At 56.7% G+C, this 16,249-nt stretch carries 14 protein-coding genes and 1 riboswitch; of the genes, 5 read left to right on the top strand and 9 right to left on the bottom strand.

The annotated features are described in order from the left end of the window. The 5 genes from thiS to JK176_RS09945 all read right to left on the bottom strand — a co-directional run bounded on the left by thiS (position 1) and on the right by JK176_RS09945 (position 4,493). Positions 1–198 (bottom strand): sulfur carrier protein ThiS, encoded by a 198-nt coding sequence (thiS, locus tag JK176_RS09965; protein ID WP_211587684.1) that lies wholly within the window; start codon positions 196–198, stop codon positions 1–3. Continuing rightward, positions 188–1,126: an FAD-dependent oxidoreductase gene (locus JK176_RS09960; protein WP_211587683.1), complete on the bottom strand. Its 939-nt coding sequence runs from the start codon at positions 1,124–1,126 to the stop codon at positions 188–190. The genes thiS and JK176_RS09960 overlap by 11 nt, the downstream gene beginning before the upstream one ends. Further along, the gene (thiC, locus tag JK176_RS09955; protein ID WP_211587682.1) at positions 1,123–2,916 is read right to left on the bottom strand and encodes a phosphomethylpyrimidine synthase ThiC; all 1,794 of its coding nucleotides are present in this window, start codon (positions 2,914–2,916) and stop codon (positions 1,123–1,125) included. Before thiC ends, JK176_RS09960 begins: the two co-directional genes overlap by 4 nt. Positions 2,917–3,026: 110 nt before the next feature. Then, positions 3,027–3,160, bottom strand: a riboswitch (TPP riboswitch). 54 nt (positions 3,161–3,214) lie between these two features. Beyond that, positions 3,215–3,769, bottom strand: coding sequence for an SgcJ/EcaC family oxidoreductase (locus tag JK176_RS09950; protein ID WP_211587681.1), 555 nt, complete (start codon positions 3,767–3,769; stop codon positions 3,215–3,217). After that, a complete protein-coding gene (locus tag JK176_RS09945; protein ID WP_211587680.1) occupies positions 3,747–4,493 on the bottom strand; it encodes an SDR family oxidoreductase in 747 nt (248 codons plus the stop codon). Before JK176_RS09945 ends, JK176_RS09950 begins: the two co-directional genes overlap by 23 nt. 244 nt (positions 4,494–4,737) lie before the next feature. Here JK176_RS09945 and JK176_RS09940 point away from each other — a divergent pair, with 244 nt between their 5' ends. Then, positions 4,738–5,553 carry a DJ-1/PfpI family protein gene (locus JK176_RS09940; protein ID WP_211587679.1) on the top strand — a complete coding sequence of 272 codons (816 nt, stop codon included), beginning with the start codon at positions 4,738–4,740 and terminating at the stop codon, positions 5,551–5,553. Positions 5,554–5,597: 44 nt separating this feature from the next. Here the strand turns inward: JK176_RS09940 and JK176_RS09935 are convergent, their stop codons facing one another. After that, positions 5,598–6,974: a carotenoid oxygenase family protein gene (locus tag JK176_RS09935; protein ID WP_211587678.1), complete on the bottom strand. Its 1,377-nt coding sequence runs from the start codon at positions 6,972–6,974 to the stop codon at positions 5,598–5,600. Between the two features lie 76 nt (positions 6,975–7,050). Here JK176_RS09935 and JK176_RS09930 point away from each other — a divergent pair, with 76 nt between their 5' ends. Continuing rightward, the gene (locus JK176_RS09930; RefSeq protein WP_211587677.1) at positions 7,051–7,626 is read left to right on the top strand and encodes a TetR/AcrR family transcriptional regulator; all 576 of its coding nucleotides are present in this window, start codon (positions 7,051–7,053) and stop codon (positions 7,624–7,626) included. A 20-nt stretch (positions 7,627–7,646) separates the two neighbouring features. On the opposite strand, the gene JK176_RS09925 is transcribed toward JK176_RS09930, so the two are convergent. After that, a complete protein-coding gene (locus JK176_RS09925; RefSeq protein ID WP_211587676.1) occupies positions 7,647–8,594 on the bottom strand; it encodes a GlxA family transcriptional regulator in 948 nt (315 codons plus the stop codon). A gap of 656 nt (positions 8,595–9,250) precedes the next feature. Between JK176_RS09925 and JK176_RS09920 the strand changes: the two genes are divergently transcribed. From JK176_RS09920 to JK176_RS09910, 3 genes are all read left to right on the top strand, one after another. Beyond that, positions 9,251–9,973: a response regulator gene (locus JK176_RS09920; protein ID WP_211587675.1), complete on the top strand. Its 723-nt coding sequence runs from the start codon at positions 9,251–9,253 to the stop codon at positions 9,971–9,973. Further along, positions 9,970–11,379, top strand: a complete 1,410-nt coding sequence (locus JK176_RS09915) for an ATP-binding protein (RefSeq protein ID WP_211587674.1) — start codon at positions 9,970–9,972, stop codon at positions 11,377–11,379. The genes JK176_RS09920 and JK176_RS09915 overlap by 4 nt, the downstream gene beginning before the upstream one ends. Before the next feature lie 338 nt (positions 11,380–11,717). Continuing rightward, positions 11,718–12,374 (top strand): DUF3313 family protein, encoded by a 657-nt coding sequence (locus JK176_RS09910; protein ID WP_211587673.1) that lies wholly within the window; start codon positions 11,718–11,720, stop codon positions 12,372–12,374. 143 nt (positions 12,375–12,517) lie between these two features. Here JK176_RS09910 and JK176_RS09905 read toward each other — a convergent pair whose 3' ends face one another. Both JK176_RS09905 and JK176_RS09900 read right to left on the bottom strand, forming a co-directional pair. Next, the gene (locus JK176_RS09905) at positions 12,518–12,760 is read right to left on the bottom strand and encodes a DUF2945 domain-containing protein (RefSeq protein WP_211576024.1); all 243 of its coding nucleotides are present in this window, start codon (positions 12,758–12,760) and stop codon (positions 12,518–12,520) included. A 56-nt stretch (positions 12,761–12,816) separates the two neighbouring features. Continuing rightward, entirely contained in the window at positions 12,817–16,065 is a 3,249-nt protein-coding gene (locus JK176_RS09900; RefSeq protein ID WP_211587672.1) for an autotransporter domain-containing protein, read from the bottom strand. Positions 16,066–16,249: the final 184 nt, after the last annotated feature.

The following is a 16,249-nucleotide window of genomic DNA, read 5'->3' as shown; positions in this document are numbered from 1 at the left end:
TCAGCCTCCCTGCATCGGAGACAGGACTTCGACCTTCATGCCTTCGTCCAGACGGGTTGCGTCACGCATGGAACGGGCAATGAAATCACCATTCAGGGCAGTTGCCACGCAGGGGGCATCGAAACCCTGTTCGATCAGCAGGTCGGCCAGCGTCCGGGCCTGTGTCCTGATGACCTCGCCGTTCAGATCAATCCGCATGGGCATAAACCTCCGCAAGTTCTGCCGCCAGTTGCTCGGCGCAGACGGGCGCCATGAGGAAACCGTGGCGGTACATCCCGTTGACGTAACTCCGTCCCCCGACATGACGCACTGCCGGAATATTGTCCGGAAAAGACGGGCGCAGCCCCGCGCCCAGTTCAAGGATTTCAGCCTCGGCAAAGCCTGGATGAAGCGTATAGGCCGCCGAAAGCAGTTCCATCGCCGCCCGCGCCGTCACCGGCCCCGGACGGGCACTTTCCACCATGGTCGCCCCGATCATGTACCGATCCCCGTCTCTTGGCACGACGTAACAGGGAAAGCGCGGATGCAGCAGCCGGACCGGCCGCGTCAGCGTTACGTCCGGGGCATACACGATCAGCATTTCCCCTCGCACGCCGCGCAGATCGGCGAGACTGTCCCGGGCAGCCAATCCCCGGCAATCCACGACATGACCGCGCGGCGTCCCGGAACGAAAGGCCACGCCTTTCGCAAGCAGCTTGTCACGCAGGCTAGCAAGCGCTTTGCGCGGGTCCAGATGCGCTTCGGTCGGGAAGAACAGTCCGCGCGCAAACCGCCCCTCCAGATCCGGCTCCAGATCGCCGGGGACGACCCAGTCGTGCTGCTGTGTGGCACGCGCAAAACGATCCAGTTCGGCGCCGTCACGCGGCGGGGCGACAACAAGCGTGCCACGCTTTGTGACGCCCGGAACATGGGCCGCCCACCATTTCACCGCCGCCTGCCCCTGCGCCACGATCAGGTCGGGCGCGCTTTCTCCCTCACAGAACGGGGCCAGCATTCCCCCCGCAAACCGTGATGCCGCCTCTGGACTGCCCTCCGGGACGATGACTTCCACGTCAAGACCCCAGTCGGAAAGGGCCGTGGCGCAACATAGCGCTGCAACCCCCTCCCCCAGGACGGAATGGATCATTCCGCCGGTTCCGTCACGGGTACATAAAGCGCGCCGCCTTCCCGGAACTTCCCGGCCATTTCTTCCATCCCAGCCTGCTTTTCCGCTTCCGCCCGGATGTCATGGGAGATCTTCATCGAACAGAATTTCGGCCCGCACATCGAACAGAAATGCGAGACCTTATGCGCCTCTTTCGGGAGGGTTTCGTCATGCATGGATCGCGCCGTATCGGGGTCCAGCCCCAGATTGAACTGGTCTTCCCACCGGAACTCGAACCGCGCGCGGGACAGCGCATCGTCACGCATCTGCGCGCCCGGATGCCCCTTCGCCAGATCCGCCGCATGGGCCGCGAGCTTGTAGGTAATGACGCCGGTCTTGACGTCGTTCCGGTCCGGCAGGCCCAGATGTTCCTTGGGCGTCACATAACAGAGCATCGCCGTGCCGAACCAGCCGATCATGGCCGCACCAATGGCAGAAGTGATGTGATCGTAACCCGGCGCAATATCGGTCGTTAGTGGGCCAAGCGTGTAGAACGGTGCCTCATGGCAGTGCTCTAGCTGCTTGTCCATGTTGGCCTTGATCTTGTGCATCGACACATGGCCCGGCCCCTCGATCATGACCTGACAGTCCTTCGCCCAGGCGATTTTTGTCAGTTCGCCAAGGGTTTCCAGCTCTGCGAACTGCGCGGCGTCATTGGCATCTGCAATCGAACCGGGGCGCAGGCCGTCGCCCAGCGAGAACGACACGTCATAACGGCGGCAGATATCGCAGATTTCATCGAAATGCTCATACAGAAAGCTCTCGCGATGATGATGCAGGCACCATTTTGCCATGATGGAGCCACCGCGGGAAACGATGCCCGTCACGCGGCGGGCCGTCAGCGGGATCATGTGCAGACGGACACCGGCGTGGATGGTGAAATAATCCACCCCCTGCTCCGCCTGTTCGATCAGTGTGTCGCGGAAAATTTCCCATGTCAGGTCTTCCGCAATTCCGCCGACCTTCTCCAGCGCCTGATAGAGCGGAACCGTCCCGATCGGCACGGGTGCGTTGCGGATGATCCAGTCGCGGATGTTGTGAATGTTACGGCCCGTCGAGAGATCCATGACCGTATCCGCGCCCCAGCGGATGGACCACACCATTTTCTCGACTTCTTCTTCCATCGAAGACGTCACGGCCGAATTGCCGATATTGGCATTGATCTTCACAAGGAAGTTCCGGCCAATAATCATCGGTTCGAGTTCGCGATGATTGATGTTGGCGGGAATGATGGCCCGACCCGAGGCAATTTCCTGCCGCACGAATTCCGGCGTCACGAAATCCGGGATGCTGGCTCCGAAATCCTCGCCGTCGCGCGCCTCTTTCAGGGCTTCCGTCCGGCCGATATTCTCGCGGATGGCGACAAATTCCATTTCCGGCGTGATGATCCCCGCACGGGCATAGGCCATCTGTGTCACCGCGCGGTCTCCAACAGCCCGCAGAGGACGGCGTTGCTGCGGAAAGCTCGGAGTCAGACGATCCCCCTGTGCAAAACCGTTATCAGCTGCCGTGATCGTGCGCCCTTCGTACTCTTCCACGTCTCCACGATCGCGAAGCCAGTTGCCCCGGCTGTCCGACAGGCCCTTTGCGATGTCGATGCTGACGGCGGGATCGGTATAAGGGCCTGAACTGTCATAGACATTCAGCGGACATTCACCTGAAACCGCAATCTGCCGCAGCGGCACTGCGATGTCGTGATGCACGCCACGGACATGGATTTTGCTGGAGGCCGGCAGAGGACCGGTCGTAATAGCGGGAATGGAAGCGTTCATGTGGTGTCTCCTCAAGCGCACTCGAAAAGACCCAAGAAACGTGAGGCAGAAAGGGAGCCGCCGCCCCCAGTGCCCTAACGGACACGGAAAAGGCCAGATCGGCCCGAGAAGGACATGCCCTCCGGTCTTCCTACGCCAGCATCAACTGGGTCAGGTTCAAAGGGTCGCCTCACCGTGGCGCCGGTTTCCCGACGTCACCAATTGGCCTCTCAGTCCCCTAGGCGGGACTCCCCTGACAGGAAGCGACAGTGCTGGAGAAGCGTCAGAAGATCAAGAGCAGAGTGCGTCTGCCGTGCTCTTATGGTTCTGCAGCATGAGTGGGAGAATTATCTGACCACATATCTCGATGGATCTTCCATTTGCCATCCTGCTTGAGCAAAACGATCGTCTGTTTGCCGCGCTCGATAACCTGACCTTTGGTATCAAGCATCCTGATTTGAGAAAGGCTGGTTGCAGCGTTTTCACCACCATAAATCTCATAGTGATCGAATGTGGCACCGCCAACGAGATCAGGCCGCAAGGTCTTCTCAAAATAAGCGAGAATGGCAGCCCGGCCGGAAATTGGGTCTGCGTTGGGGGGCAGCAGTCTGGCGTCATCAGTGTAGAGGCGCGAAATTGCCTGAAGATCGCCCTTGGCGAGATCGGCAGCGAACTGCTCGGTCACAGCCTTTACGGCAGCCGCATCCGACGGTTGCGTGCTGGCTGCCATGGCAGGCGCGCATTGCAGAACGAGCGCCATCGAGGCGCCGAGAAAAGAAGCGAACGGTTTTGTAAATGTCATGACGAATGTCCCGGTGATAAAAAGTCGTTGAAGCGATCGATCCTGTATTTCAAAGCTGCGAACAACCGCCATCGACCACCAGTTCTGTGCCGACGACATATTGGGATTCGTCGCTTGCGAGGTAGAGAACTGCAGCGGCGATTTCTTCAGCCCGGCCCATGCGTCCAAGAGGAACGCTCGCAGCGAACTGGGTTTTAAAGTCTTCCACTTCGGTTTCAGAAAGACCGATCTTGTTCAGAAGCGGCGTTTCGATCCCGCCGGGTGCGACCGCGTTGACACGGATTTTGCGACCGAGCAGCTCATAGGACCAGCTCCGCGCGAAAGACCGGACTGCCGCTTTGGCGGCTGCAACCAGCGACAGGGCATGTTTGCCGGTCTGGTCGATAAACGAGGTCGTCAGAATAACGGATGCCCCCTCACGCAGTACGGGGAGTGCCGCCTGCATCGTGAATACGGCACCTTTGACACTGACATCCATGACGTCGTCATACTGACGTTCACCAATTGACTGTAAGGGTGTCGGAATGACGTAACCGGCGTTCACAAACAGAATATCGAGGCCGCCGAATGCCTTCTGGACCTTGTCCGCAACGGAGGTCATGGCGTCGACAGACCGCACATCGGCCGCCAGAACCAGCGCCTCTCCGCCCAGTTCTGCATGCACATCGGCAAACCGGGTTTCATCGCGCCCCGTGACGGCAACGCGCGCTCCTTCTGCGACAAACCGCTTTGCAGTCGCAAGGCCGATACCGCTCGTACCGCCCGTGATGAGGGCAGTTTTTCCCGAAAGTCTCATATCAGATCCCCATATTAGAAAAACGTGACAGGCGTCCCGGACGCGATCACCGTTTCCGTTGATCCTATCAAAACGCATTATGACCTAAAGGACGTATTTCCCTCTATTTAAGACATATCGCCTTGCTATCCACATATGGCGCAAAACAAGGGAAATAGGTCCTTTAGGAAATTCTCACAGAGCATTACGTCTCAAGACCGTCCAGCAACCAGCCCTATGGGGCAGGAGACATGAGGAGACGGAGATGCCTGAAATTTTCGATGAAACCTTCCCGGAAGAATTGACCGAGGCAGGGAGCGCACGGCGGCGCATGATGCTCATGGGGGGCGCTGCGATTGCTGCAACGGCGGCAACGCGCCTTCTGCCGGAAAGCGCACGGGCGGCTGTGTCGGGGACAGCCGAAAAACCTATAGATTTTCTGTTTGCGATTTATCCGAACGGAACACTTCTTGATTTTGCTGGCCCCAACGAAATCCTGTCGCGCATTCCCAACACGAATGTTCGTTTTGCCAGTCCTGAGGGCGGTTTCGTCACGCTGGAAAAGGGCATTGTTTTCGGGCCAACGGAAAAGCTTTCCGATATCGACAAGGTCGATGTCATTTGCGTGCCTGGCGCCCTGAATCTTTCGGCCATGATGAAGCCCGAGACACTGGGGCATGTCCGGCGTCTGTCCGAGACGGCGAGATATGTAACCTCCGTCTGTACCGGCTCTATTATCCTTGCGGCTTCAGGGGTTCTCAAGGGACGGCGGAGTGCCTGTCATTGGGCATTTCTGAACATCCTCAAAGAATATGAAGCCATTCCCGATCCTGCGCGGATTGTGAAGGATGGACGCTTCATGAGTGGCGGCGGAGTAACGGCCGGTATTGATTTCGGTCTGGCGATCGCGGCTGAACTCCGTGGGGCGCAAGCCGCGCAGGAAGTGCAGCTTCTTGTGCAGTATGATCCGCAGCCACCTTTTCATGCTGGCAATCCTGCGGAGGCGCCCCCGGCAATTCGTGACGTGGTTTATAAGAAACTTCCGGGCTCTCAGAACGGCCTGATGCGCCCGGTTCTTTAATCTGTAGAGACCAGATACGCACCAGAAAATGGTGCGTATCTGTTTCAGGCCGCAGGAGATGGCAGAGTGTCGTCGGCGATCCATTCGCCGTGAAAGCCAAACGGCACCCGGACCGGCAGGCGTATTGTAGCGACAGGCTCCCCAGTAAAATCCTGAGCATCCAGAATAACAACATCGCTCAGATTTCGGGCCACATCGTACACATAAGACATGATCCAGCCTTCATCTTCGGCAAGTGCCTCTGGCTTGCGCACGAAGATGGGCTCTAACGTCATGCGGTCGGGTCCGTAATGATGGATTTCCGTGGTGCCCTTCATCATGTCATGCTTCATGGCGGGTCCAAAACGTACGTCCCGCCCCCAGTGAGCTGTATAGCCGAAGCGATAGGACTGACCGCCGAACAGGTCATTGATCCGTGGAAATTCAGTGCCGTGATCATCAAGGAGCATTTCGCTCAACTGTCCGGAGCGGCGGTCGAGCGTCCAGCGGACGAGGGTGGGCGCTCCTTCGTTCGGGCCGTTGTGATCCCGGTCGAACATCCGGGGATGGCGAACAAGGTCAATGAGGGTCAGGTCGCCATCGTCATGGGCATTCACGAAATGGAAGACGAAGCAGCGCGGGGCTTCGAACCATTGAAGGGCGGTAACGTCTCCGTCGCGTGGCAACAGTCCGATCCGCGCATCCCGGCGCGCGTCCCAGAGCCAGGGAAATTTCGCCTTCGCATGTTCGGGCTGAAACGTAACCGGCAGATCGGGAATGACGATAAACGACGCGGTAAATGCCATATCATGGATCAATGGAATATGGGGCAGATCGATCCTCGCTTTCGTCGTGGCATATCCGTTCTGATCGAGCGAAATATAGCGAACCGGCTGTCCGGGTTCATAGGCGAGAGCATGCTGTTCGCCGGTTATGGGATCGAACTTCGGATGGCCGGTGAAGCCGGTTTCAAGAGTCCCGTTGAAATCCGCACGCGCGACGCTTTCCAACTCATAGTTCAACTCAACTGGAAGGCTGCCCGCTTCGACAACAGCATAGAGTTTTCCCCCGACACTGGTAAAATTCGTGTTCACGCTGCCATCGCGCCGACCGACGCCAGGTCCTGGGAGCGGAGGCAATTTCAGAGCGGCGACCACGGACGCATCCCTGACATAACGGCTGCGATACCACTCTGCCCTTCCCTTACGCAAACGCAGTCCATGCGCCATGCCTGACCCTGAAAACCAGTGATATTGCGCAGGGTCTGGAACACTGACGGGGTTGGGACCGATACGCAGAAGCCGACCATTCAAAGCTTCAGGAATATGGCCGATAACCTCCAGATCGAAAGCGGTCGTTTCAACCTCGATCGGTTTGAAATTATTGGCGAGATAAGGCCCCCCGGAATGCGTGGGCGCATGGGATTTCGAGATTAGAGTCATGACGATGTCCTATGTGATAGATCATCACATCGTCATTCGTTGATCCAATGTCAACTTAAATGTTATACGTCATCACATGAAGCAAATCACAGACGCAAAACCCTCCGGTTCTCGCAAAACCTATCATCATGGTGATCTGCGGAAGGTATTACTTGATGCAGCCTTAGCGGAAGTCGCCGCTCATGGGGCGCAGGGTCTTTCCATGGCATCGCTGGCGCGCAGGGCTGGCGTTGCGCAGTCGGCGCCGTACCGCCATTTCAGCGACCGTGAAGACCTCCTTGCTGCCGTTGCGACGGATGGATTTGAACGCTTCACCGAGGCTCTTCTCGAAGCCGCGTCGGACGGAGACGATATGACCGCGCTGAACAGGATGGCGGTCGCCTATCTCGTGTTCGGAGAGAAAAATGTGGAGCTCTACCGTCTCATGTTCGCATCGGGTCTGGTTCCGGGGGCGGCACCCGATAGCGCCCTCAAACGCGCAGCAAACGCCAGCTTTCAGCCGCTTCTCGATCGCGTCCGGACCTTAGGCCCGGCGGCATCACCTTTGTCGGCACATGTCAGATGGGGACAACTTCATGGTCTGGTCATGCTGAAGGCCGACGGGTTTATTCATGATCCGTTGGAGGCACTGGTGGGTGTCCTCTCTCTTTAAGATCATACCCTCGTCATCACTCAGCCTGAACTGTCCTGACGACCTGCGCGCCGGATCGCCTGCGGCGGGTGGCCGTGCAGCTTGACGAAGGCGCGGCGCATGCGCTCCGGATCGGAAAAGCCCACGGATTTTGCGATCTGCTCAATCGGTTCCGACCCGCTTTGCAGACGGGCGCAGGCTGCCTCCACGCGCAGACGCTCAACCGCTCGGGCCGGTGTCTCGCCTGTCTGACTGCGAAAGACACGACCGAACTGACGCACGCTTAACCGTGCTGCTTCCGCCAGACGTTCGATCGGAAGCGGCTCGACCAGATGCTCCCGCGCGAAGGCAAGCGCCATGCGGATACGGTCCGATTCCGGCTCCATCTGGGACATGGCCGAGAACTGCGACTGCCCACCAGAGCGCCGATAAGGGACGACAAGCTCACGGGCGACGTCACGGGCGATTGCAATGCCATGGTCGGTTTCAATGAGGGCCAGTGCCAGATCGATCCCCGCGGAAATCCCTGCGGACGTCCATACATTATGGTCCGAGATCAAGATACGGTCGGCCTCAACCCTGATCTGGGGATAACGCTGTTGCAACTCCGGTGCGAGACGCCAATGCGTCGTTGCGTGGCGGCCGTCGAGCAGCCCGATTTCCGCCAGCAGGAAGGCCCCTGTGCAGACGCTCGCGACGCGGACGGTTCGTGCCGCAAGGTCCTTTGCAGCAGCGATGGCGTCAGGATTTTTGAAAGGCCCGATGTCTCCACCGATGAACAGAACCGTGTCAAAAGCCGTGTCGCGGCTGGGTCGCGTGTCGATGGGAACCCCGGAGCTCCCGACGACGATGCCTCCGGGTTCGGAGATGACCGTCAGCCGGTAGGCCCCACCCTCAATGAGGGTGTTGGCCTCTTCGAAAGCCCCCAAAGGGCCTGCGAGATCGAGAATCCGGTGGTTCGGGCAGATAAAAAATCCAACGTGATGCATGGTCTTGATTTAAGGGAAAAACGAAATTCAGGCCATATATTTGTTATCATTCCTCAAAAGCAAGATCAGCTTGCACGAACGAAAATCGCAGCTTCACGCTTTCACAATCAATATCCACACAGGATTGTAACAGCGAGACAGATCGCGCCATAAACAATCAGAAAAATCCACGGCCAGGAGGAAAGAATTACCTCCACGACCGCATGCAGACTTCTGAAATTATGTTCAAAATCTGTACTGCCGCTCCGCTTGATCTCTCTTTTCATGTCTCGGCACACCGTTTGACGAACGCGTGCATCACGTCGAAACCCAGCGCGAACAAACCCATGGGCTCCATAACGTAAAACACGGTCAACTCAGCCGCAGTAAACGCCAGATGAAAACAGTGCGCTTTCACGACACACCTCCAGAAACAGGTTCCAGCCAGATCAGCCGGTCAGTGCCTGTTCTTTTAGGAAGCGTTTCTTTCACGCGTATGTCGCAAATATCTCGGCCCTGAAATATGGCCGTGCCGTCAATTCCGAACAGCTCCGCCCCCAGCGGAAGCAAATAAGGCCATCACTAGGATGGCGGGGCAGGAAGAATGTGTCTGAGCTGAAATAAAGCGCTCATATAAGAGACATCATGAGTAGAAGCTGATGTGATATCAGGAGAGAATGACAGTCATGCCTCATCTCCTTATCGTGGATGACGACAGGGACATTCTCTCCCTGCTCACCCGATTTCTCGGCAAACATTCCTATACCGTCTCGGTCGCAGAGGATGGTCCTGCCATGTTCTCACGTCTGGGTTCAGAAACAATCGATCTGGTCATCCTTGACGTCATGCTGCGCAACGAGGATGGCTTCAGTCTCTGCAGACGCCTCAGAACCAGTTCCAACATCCCGGTCATCATGCTCTCTGCCATGGCCGAACATACGGACCGCGTCGTCGGTCTCGAGATCGGGGCGGACGACTATCTCACCAAACCCTTTGACCAAAGGGAACTGCTGGCCAGAGTAAAAGCTGTCCTCCGCCGGACAGCGAACAGGACTGACAGCGTTCCTGTGAGCGACGGGCGCCCGATCCTGTCTTTCGGAGGCTGGCGCCTGGACGTCGCACGCAGGGAACTCCGCTCGGAAGATAATGCGCTCGTTCTTTTGTCTGGTGGAGAGTTTGAGCTTCTTCTGGCCTTTGCAGAACATCCCCAGCGGGTTCTGACCCGCGACCAGCTCCTCGATCTGGCAAGGGGGCGAAATCATACGGCATATGACCGCAGCATCGATGTTCAGATCAGCCGTCTGCGCCAGAAGCTGGAGGAAGACCCCAAAAATCCAATCGTGATTCGGACAGTCCGGAACGGTGGTTATCTGTTCTCTCCGGAAGTCAAACGTCTGTGACCCGTCTTCGCTGGTTTGAAGACACCATTACACGCCGTCTGGTGACGACGGTGGCTCTGGCCGCAGCCACAACGGTCGGGTTGTTGCAGTTATTCTTCCTGTTTGGTGGGCACTGGGCACAACCCAACATCGAGCAGACTGGCCTTCTTCAGGAAGTCGCTGCCATCACACGCGTCATTACGGCGGCTCCTGCGGCTGTACGCCCGAAAATTGCGCAGGCGGCTTCCACCGAAGGTTTCCAGTTCAAGTGGTTTGCCGCAGACAGCCGTACTGCGGAAATGCTGAAAACCGCGCATTATAATCCGTATGAAGTCCAGATGGGACATGACATCATTGCGTCCCTTATCGGCGGAACGACAAGAAGCATGGACGCATTTTCCGTTGATAATCCCGTCGCGCAGGCTCCTGATATTTCCGTTGATCCTAAAAAATATCCTGATGCATCGTTTATGGCCCTACAGCTCGACGATGGAAGCTGGCTGGTCTGTGCCGCTTTGGTGCGATACTGGGGTTTTTTCTGGCGCGAACGCCTTTTGCTGGAATTCGCCACGATTGCCGCATGGGTGATTGCCGTCTCTCTCATTGCCTCTCGCCAGCTTTCCAGACCCATCGAAAATCTGGCGAAAGATGTTCGTCTTGCCGGAATGAACCCATCCTCCGCTCCCATTCCGGCCACCGGTCCGCGCGAACTTCAACTGGTTGCCCAGACGATCAACGCCATGAGGGACCAGATCCAGAAATTCATCGCGGCACGCACCACAATGCTGGCAGCCATTTCGCACGATCTCAGAACGCCACTGACGCGACTGCGTCTGCGGGGAGAGTTCATCGACGATATGGAACAGCAGGCGCGGCTGTTCCGGGATGTCGACGAAATGCAGGCCATGGTCGATGGCGCCCTGTCGTTTTTCAGGGATGATGCTGTCTGCGAAGAGATGACGACCTGCGATCTTCCAGGGATTTTACGAACCATCGTCAATGATTTTGCGGATCAAAACATTATTCTCGAATATTCCGGACCCGTAAGAGCAACCTCTCAGGGCCGTCCTTTTGCTCTCAAACGCGTTTTTACCAATCTAGTCGAAAATGCCGTCAAATATGCCACGGTTCCCTCCCTCGAACTAAGATGCATGCCAACGCAGTCTGTCATCACGATCAGGGATCATGGTCCGGGCATTCCTGCCGATCAGATCGGGCGAATTTTCGAACCCTATTTCAGAGGCGACAAATCCAGAAATCGGGAAACGGGCGGCATTGGTCTGGGGCTGACATCCGCCCTCAGTATTGTCCAGACCCATGGCGGCGAAATCAAAGCGTCCAATCACCCGGAAGGCGGCCTCGAAATTCAGGTTATTTTACCGAAAACACCCTCAGATTTCCCTGATCGCATCGTGGCGATATTTTGAATCGACACCAGTTTTCCTGAATGGAAAATCGTTTCTGAAATAATATTTCATCCCCGACATAATAGCGAGATAATCTGGAAATCCTCGCCAGATAAACCTCCTCCAGCAGCGTCGCTTCTACCAGCAGAGCGATCTGCACACTCAGTGTTCTGCTGTGGGGAGAGTTAAAAATGACATTATTACCTGCGCCATATCGCGCCCAGCTTCGTCAGGCAGCGCACTCACGGATTCTGAGCGTTGCAGAAACGTTTTCACGTTCCCGGTTCGGACACTTTGCAAGCACAATACCGCTCATACCCAAGCCCCTCATGCGAATCACCGCTTACAGCGCTCCTATCATGGCGTTACTCGCGCTCACCGGTTGCGCCGGGCAGAACGTAACGCATTCCGGCTTCCTGCCAGAAAAAACCTATGGCGCCATGACCTCGCAAAAGGGCCATGTGGACGACCATATCTACGTTAAACCCGGTCTGGATGCCTCAAAATACCAAACCGCTGTCATTGATCCCGTAACCTGGCATCCGGTGGCCAACGCCCCCCATCTCAAACCGGAAGTCGCGGCCCGCATGACAAATGCCTTCACAGCCGAAATCAAAAAGAATATCGGCAAGATCTATACAGTCGTTGATGCATCCGAGTGTGGAACCTGCGCGGACGCCGTTCATATCCGCGCCGCCATCACGAATATCCGTCGCAGCAAATGGTATTACAATGCCATTCCCGTTGTCGCCGGGCTTGCAGCCGGTGCGGCTGGTGGTGGCCTGCCCCCTATTCCACCCCCGTTTCCCGGCGGAGCCAGTGAAGAACTGATAGCTGTCGATGGCGCAACCGGAGAAACCTTGATGGCAATCGCGACCTATAATAACGGAATGCCCTGGAATATGATGGGCCAGTGGATGCCATATCTGCATGCCAAACGGGCGTTCCATCTTGCTTCAGAGCTTTTGCTCGAAGAATTCAAAAAGAGTGGCGCACCACCGCTTCCGGAAAAATAATACTTTCCCCGGAATGACTTTTACCGAAGCGGAGATAATGATGAAATCTCATAGCCTGCGATCCCACCCGTCATGCCTTCTGGAAGATGGTCGGCAAAACAGCCGATAAAATCGGACTCTGCTTCAAACCTTCAATGGTCCGTTCAGGACCGCGGCACTACACCGGCGCGCTTTACGACAAGGCTGAGCGCTGTACCCTTGTGAAAAGCGATATGGCCGGTTTTAAGACTCTCTATTTCATATTGAGGTTGGTCTGACGTTGCATGATGCTCATAGCCATTGACCAAAAAATGCGCCGAATGGACGGCTCTGATCCGTCCACTGACATATCCCGCTTCTGAGTTCCAGGAGACGATATCTCCAATTTCAAACACCTGCGATTGCATAGAAACTCCGCACCCCGTGTGAATTACGAAAGAAGAGCGAGATCCTCCACCCGCCCTTACCAGCTGTAAGTGATCTTTCCGCTCCCACCGCTCGTGGTCATACGCCCGCCATACTGCCCGACATAATCCACCGAGACATCAAGACGATCCGCCAGTTTCGCGGTCAGACCCGTTTGAACCACGGCAGTGTCAATCGAAAGCGGCACCCCGGTCACGTCCATTCCATAGCCCTGAGCCTGCGGAGCAAGACGAAAGCTTTCCTTCGCCGTCATATCCGTCATGCCAAAAGCCCGACGATAGGCCGCGCTCAGATGCGGCGCCACCGTTACACCTGCGACATTCAGACGCGTTGCTACTTTCATACCAAAGGCCGAATAGCCAATGCTCTGATCCATCCCTTTGACCCGCAGCGCCGCCACACCACCATGCTCTCGCACATCTTCAGACTGGTAATTGACATAAGCCATCCGTACGAAAGGCTCGAACTCTACCGGCGTGCCCGCCGCCTGAACGGCAAAACGATATCCCGTCTCTCCATAAAGCTGTCCGGTCCCACCCAGAGAATTGCTGCTGACATGCGCATCATACCCCGGAATGCGGATATCACGACGGGTATTCAGCACATTCCAGGTATAGTCGGCTCCCAGCTTCAGCGTGATCAGCGCATCCTGCGTCAGGCCACCCACACGCCATGCGGTCCCCCCATAGGCGCCCAGTGTGACATTATTGGAATGGCCGCCCGAACTGCGATCGCCCCCATTGGAGAACATGCTTCGACCGTAAGCCAGCAATCCACCCACACGCCATTCCCCGACCCTGGTATCGGCCCCCATGATCCAGCCAACGGAATTGTCATTCAATCCGACAGTTCCCGCGGATGATGCATTATGTCCCATGGCCCCATAAACGGTGCCCCAGGTGCTTAAACCCCGTGCAGGTGCGGTGTCACAGATGTTGGTATGTGCGCCCTTCGTGCCGGAAATCTGCTGCTGCAGATCATCATCCGCACAATCCAGCCGGTTCAGTGCAGCATTGCGAATATAAAAACTGTCATTGACCATCGCGGTCCGCGTGCTGGCATGAATTTCACCCGACAGGGCATCAAGCGCGCGATAACGCTGCTGGTTCTCAAGCCCCGCAACCAGATTGGTCAGAACACTTGCCTGGGCAACATTGGCGATTCCGTCTAGCCCGTATCCGGCCATCGTCTGATTACGGGTCGATGCACCGTAACCGAAACTCAGGGCCGTATTCCGCTGCAAGGCAATCTGCACTGCATTCGAAGCAGAATAGGTCGGCTCGACAAGCTGGATCAGAGAATGGGTCTGGACGAGACCGCTCTGGTCATAATGGGCAAATGTTCCACTCACGCCCCCGGACGCCTGAACAAGCGTATAGGACTGGCCGGTTCTGAGGTCCGCCCCCGGCAGTGCCGTAACCACCAGTGTCGCATCCGGTTTGATCGTCAGCACGCCGGAAAGACTGACCTGACTGGAATTCTGGTCAGCCCCCACATTCGCCGCGAAGGTCGAGCCGCCCTCCATGGTAACGTTTCCATTGACGTGCAACGTCCCGAACGAACTGGAAGCCGTCTGCCCTGGCCGGAATAGCCCGAAAATATCCGCGCTCCCGATTACACCCGTTCCTGTCACGGACGTTCCGCTGGCAACCGTAACGGCAGAATTCTCAAGATTGCCCATCACCGACAGGCTTCCCTGTTCAACATTCGTCGAACCCGTCAGTGCTGAACCGTCACCGGTGTAAACCAGCGCCCCCGCCCCCTGTTTGACGACTGCGCCCGCACCAGACATCGCATTGCCCAACGTGCCGTCAGTCGCCTGATCCACGACCAACGTCGTGCCCTGCGCCGTGCTGATCGCCCCCGTCCCGAAGCTGGACACGCTCCCGACCAGCGTTCCGCCCTGAATACCGGTGCCACCGGCATAGGTGTTCACACCGGACAGGGTGAGAGTATTCCCGCCCATCTTCGTAACCGATCCGGATCCGCTAATATTCTGAGAGACGGTCACATCATCATCCCGATATACGGTCAGATTTGAGGACGCATTAACCAGCTGGATCTGAGAGCTGTTATTGATCGATCCGCTGGTGCCACCATAATAGCCAAGCTCAAGTGTTCCTTCGTTGACAATTGTCGCGCCGGTGTAAGTATTCGTCGCTGTCATGGCGACTGTTTTATCGCCATCTTTGATCAGATCACCTGTACCCGTGATGATATTGCTGACCATCTCGGGCCAGGCCGTCTTCTGGCCCGTATAATTGTCCTGACTGATACGCAGCGTCGCATCATTCTGGATCACCCCAACACCCCGCAGGCTCAGCGGAGAAGCCGCAAGGGTTCCCTGCTCAATGATCGTGTTGACGACCGGCCCTGCGCCATGTGCGTACTGATTGTCTCCCGTCAGCGTCAGGGTTCCGCTACCCGTCTTGACGAGATTGCCCGCCCCTGTGATGGCGCCGGTCAGACGGGTGTTGAAACGCCCCGTATCAATCGTTGACGCGCTATTACTGCCGAGGCTGATGTTGACCGAACTGCTCAGATCAGCATTGACATCCCGCAACGTACCGCCAGACAGCGTGAACGTGTAGTCCTTCGACGTGCCCGTCGCCTGAATTCCGTTTGTACCCCCGACTTCCAGAACACTCCCGCCCCCCAACCAGACGGTGTTCGCTCCGAGGCCGTTAGCAGCATCCGGCTGGCCGATGGTAAGCTTGCCATCAACATGTACAAGAGCGATCCCACCGGACTGCCCCGTTGCATTCAGTGCCGCATTACCACCCCCTGAACCGAGCGTCAGATCATTCGTAACGAGACGGCTTCTATCTGACGCGCCATAGGACGTCAGGTTGATGGTCCCCAAGGTGCCATCTCCCAGACCAGCACTGACAGAAGCAGCAGAAACCTGAGCATCTGAGGAAATATTGAGGGTCGATCCGATATAGGCATCAGGTGCCGCACCGATGACAAGCGACTGGTCCGCACTTAAAGAGGAGCCCGAGCCGGAAACCATTACCAAAGCAGCCCCGGCCGGAGGCGCGCCTGCGGTAATGCTCTGGGCCGAAATCTGCGCTCCATTGCCGATCGTCAAAGCTCCGCTAGCAATAACCGGAGAAGCATAAGACTGACTGGCCGCGGCCCCCTGAAAGCTTCCTCTGATTGTCTGAGTGGCTGCAAAAGCCCCAACAGGAGTAAAACTCAGGGTCGAAACCGTCGCCAAAAGGAGGCAGCTCAGCCCCCGGCTTTTCTGAATGACAACATGTGGAAGACCCTGCAGGGAAAGCATTAATCGCACCTCGTTAAAAATATCTTTCCAGGCAAAAGATATCTGAGTAATAAAAATTATCGTTATTTTGCGGAAAATGTCTCAAACGTAAAGGCGAAAAATTTTATTCCCCTTTACTGCGACCTGATGAAAATACAGATTTTACACTCTTCACACCCAAATCTACTGGGTTCTTGATGCTATA

This window comes from Gluconobacter sp. Dm-73 (assembly GCF_018256215.1).
Classification (GTDB): domain Bacteria; phylum Pseudomonadota; class Alphaproteobacteria; order Acetobacterales; family Acetobacteraceae; genus Gluconobacter; species Gluconobacter cadivus.
Note: the sequence above shows the minus strand (reverse complement) of the source record. Positions and strands in the feature narration are given on the sequence as shown.

What these genes read in the sequence shown, in the direction of transcription:
- JK176_RS09905 (WP_211576024.1), bottom strand. Translation starts at nt 12,760, where the DNA reads ATGCAATCGCAGGTGTTTGAAATTGGAGATATCGTCTCCTGGAACTCA.
- JK176_RS09925 (WP_211587676.1), bottom strand. Translation starts at nt 8,594, where the DNA reads ATGCATCACGTTGGATTTTTTATCTGCCCGAACCACCGGATTCTCGAT.
- JK176_RS09910 (WP_211587673.1), top strand. Translation starts at nt 11,718, where the DNA reads ATGGCGTTACTCGCGCTCACCGGTTGCGCCGGGCAGAACGTAACGCAT.
- JK176_RS09945 (WP_211587680.1), bottom strand. Translation starts at nt 4,493, where the DNA reads ATGAGACTTTCGGGAAAAACTGCCCTCATCACGGGCGGTACGAGCGGT.
- JK176_RS09920 (WP_211587675.1), top strand. Translation starts at nt 9,251, where the DNA reads ATGACAGTCATGCCTCATCTCCTTATCGTGGATGACGACAGGGACATT.
- JK176_RS09900 (WP_211587672.1), bottom strand. Translation starts at nt 16,065, where the DNA reads ATGCTTTCCCTGCAGGGTCTTCCACATGTTGTCATTCAGAAAAGCCGG.
- JK176_RS09930 (WP_211587677.1), top strand. Translation starts at nt 7,051, where the DNA reads ATGAAGCAAATCACAGACGCAAAACCCTCCGGTTCTCGCAAAACCTAT.
- JK176_RS09940 (WP_211587679.1), top strand. Translation starts at nt 4,738, where the DNA reads ATGCCTGAAATTTTCGATGAAACCTTCCCGGAAGAATTGACCGAGGCA.
- thiS (WP_211587684.1), bottom strand. Translation starts at nt 198, where the DNA reads ATGCGGATTGATCTGAACGGCGAGGTCATCAGGACACAGGCCCGGACG.
- thiC (WP_211587682.1), bottom strand. Translation starts at nt 2,916, where the DNA reads ATGAACGCTTCCATTCCCGCTATTACGACCGGTCCTCTGCCGGCCTCC.
- JK176_RS09960 (WP_211587683.1), bottom strand. Translation starts at nt 1,126, where the DNA reads ATGATCCATTCCGTCCTGGGGGAGGGGGTTGCAGCGCTATGTTGCGCC.
- JK176_RS09935 (WP_211587678.1), bottom strand. Translation starts at nt 6,974, where the DNA reads ATGACTCTAATCTCGAAATCCCATGCGCCCACGCATTCCGGGGGGCCT.
- JK176_RS09950 (WP_211587681.1), bottom strand. Translation starts at nt 3,769, where the DNA reads ATGGCGGTTGTTCGCAGCTTTGAAATACAGGATCGATCGCTTCAACGA.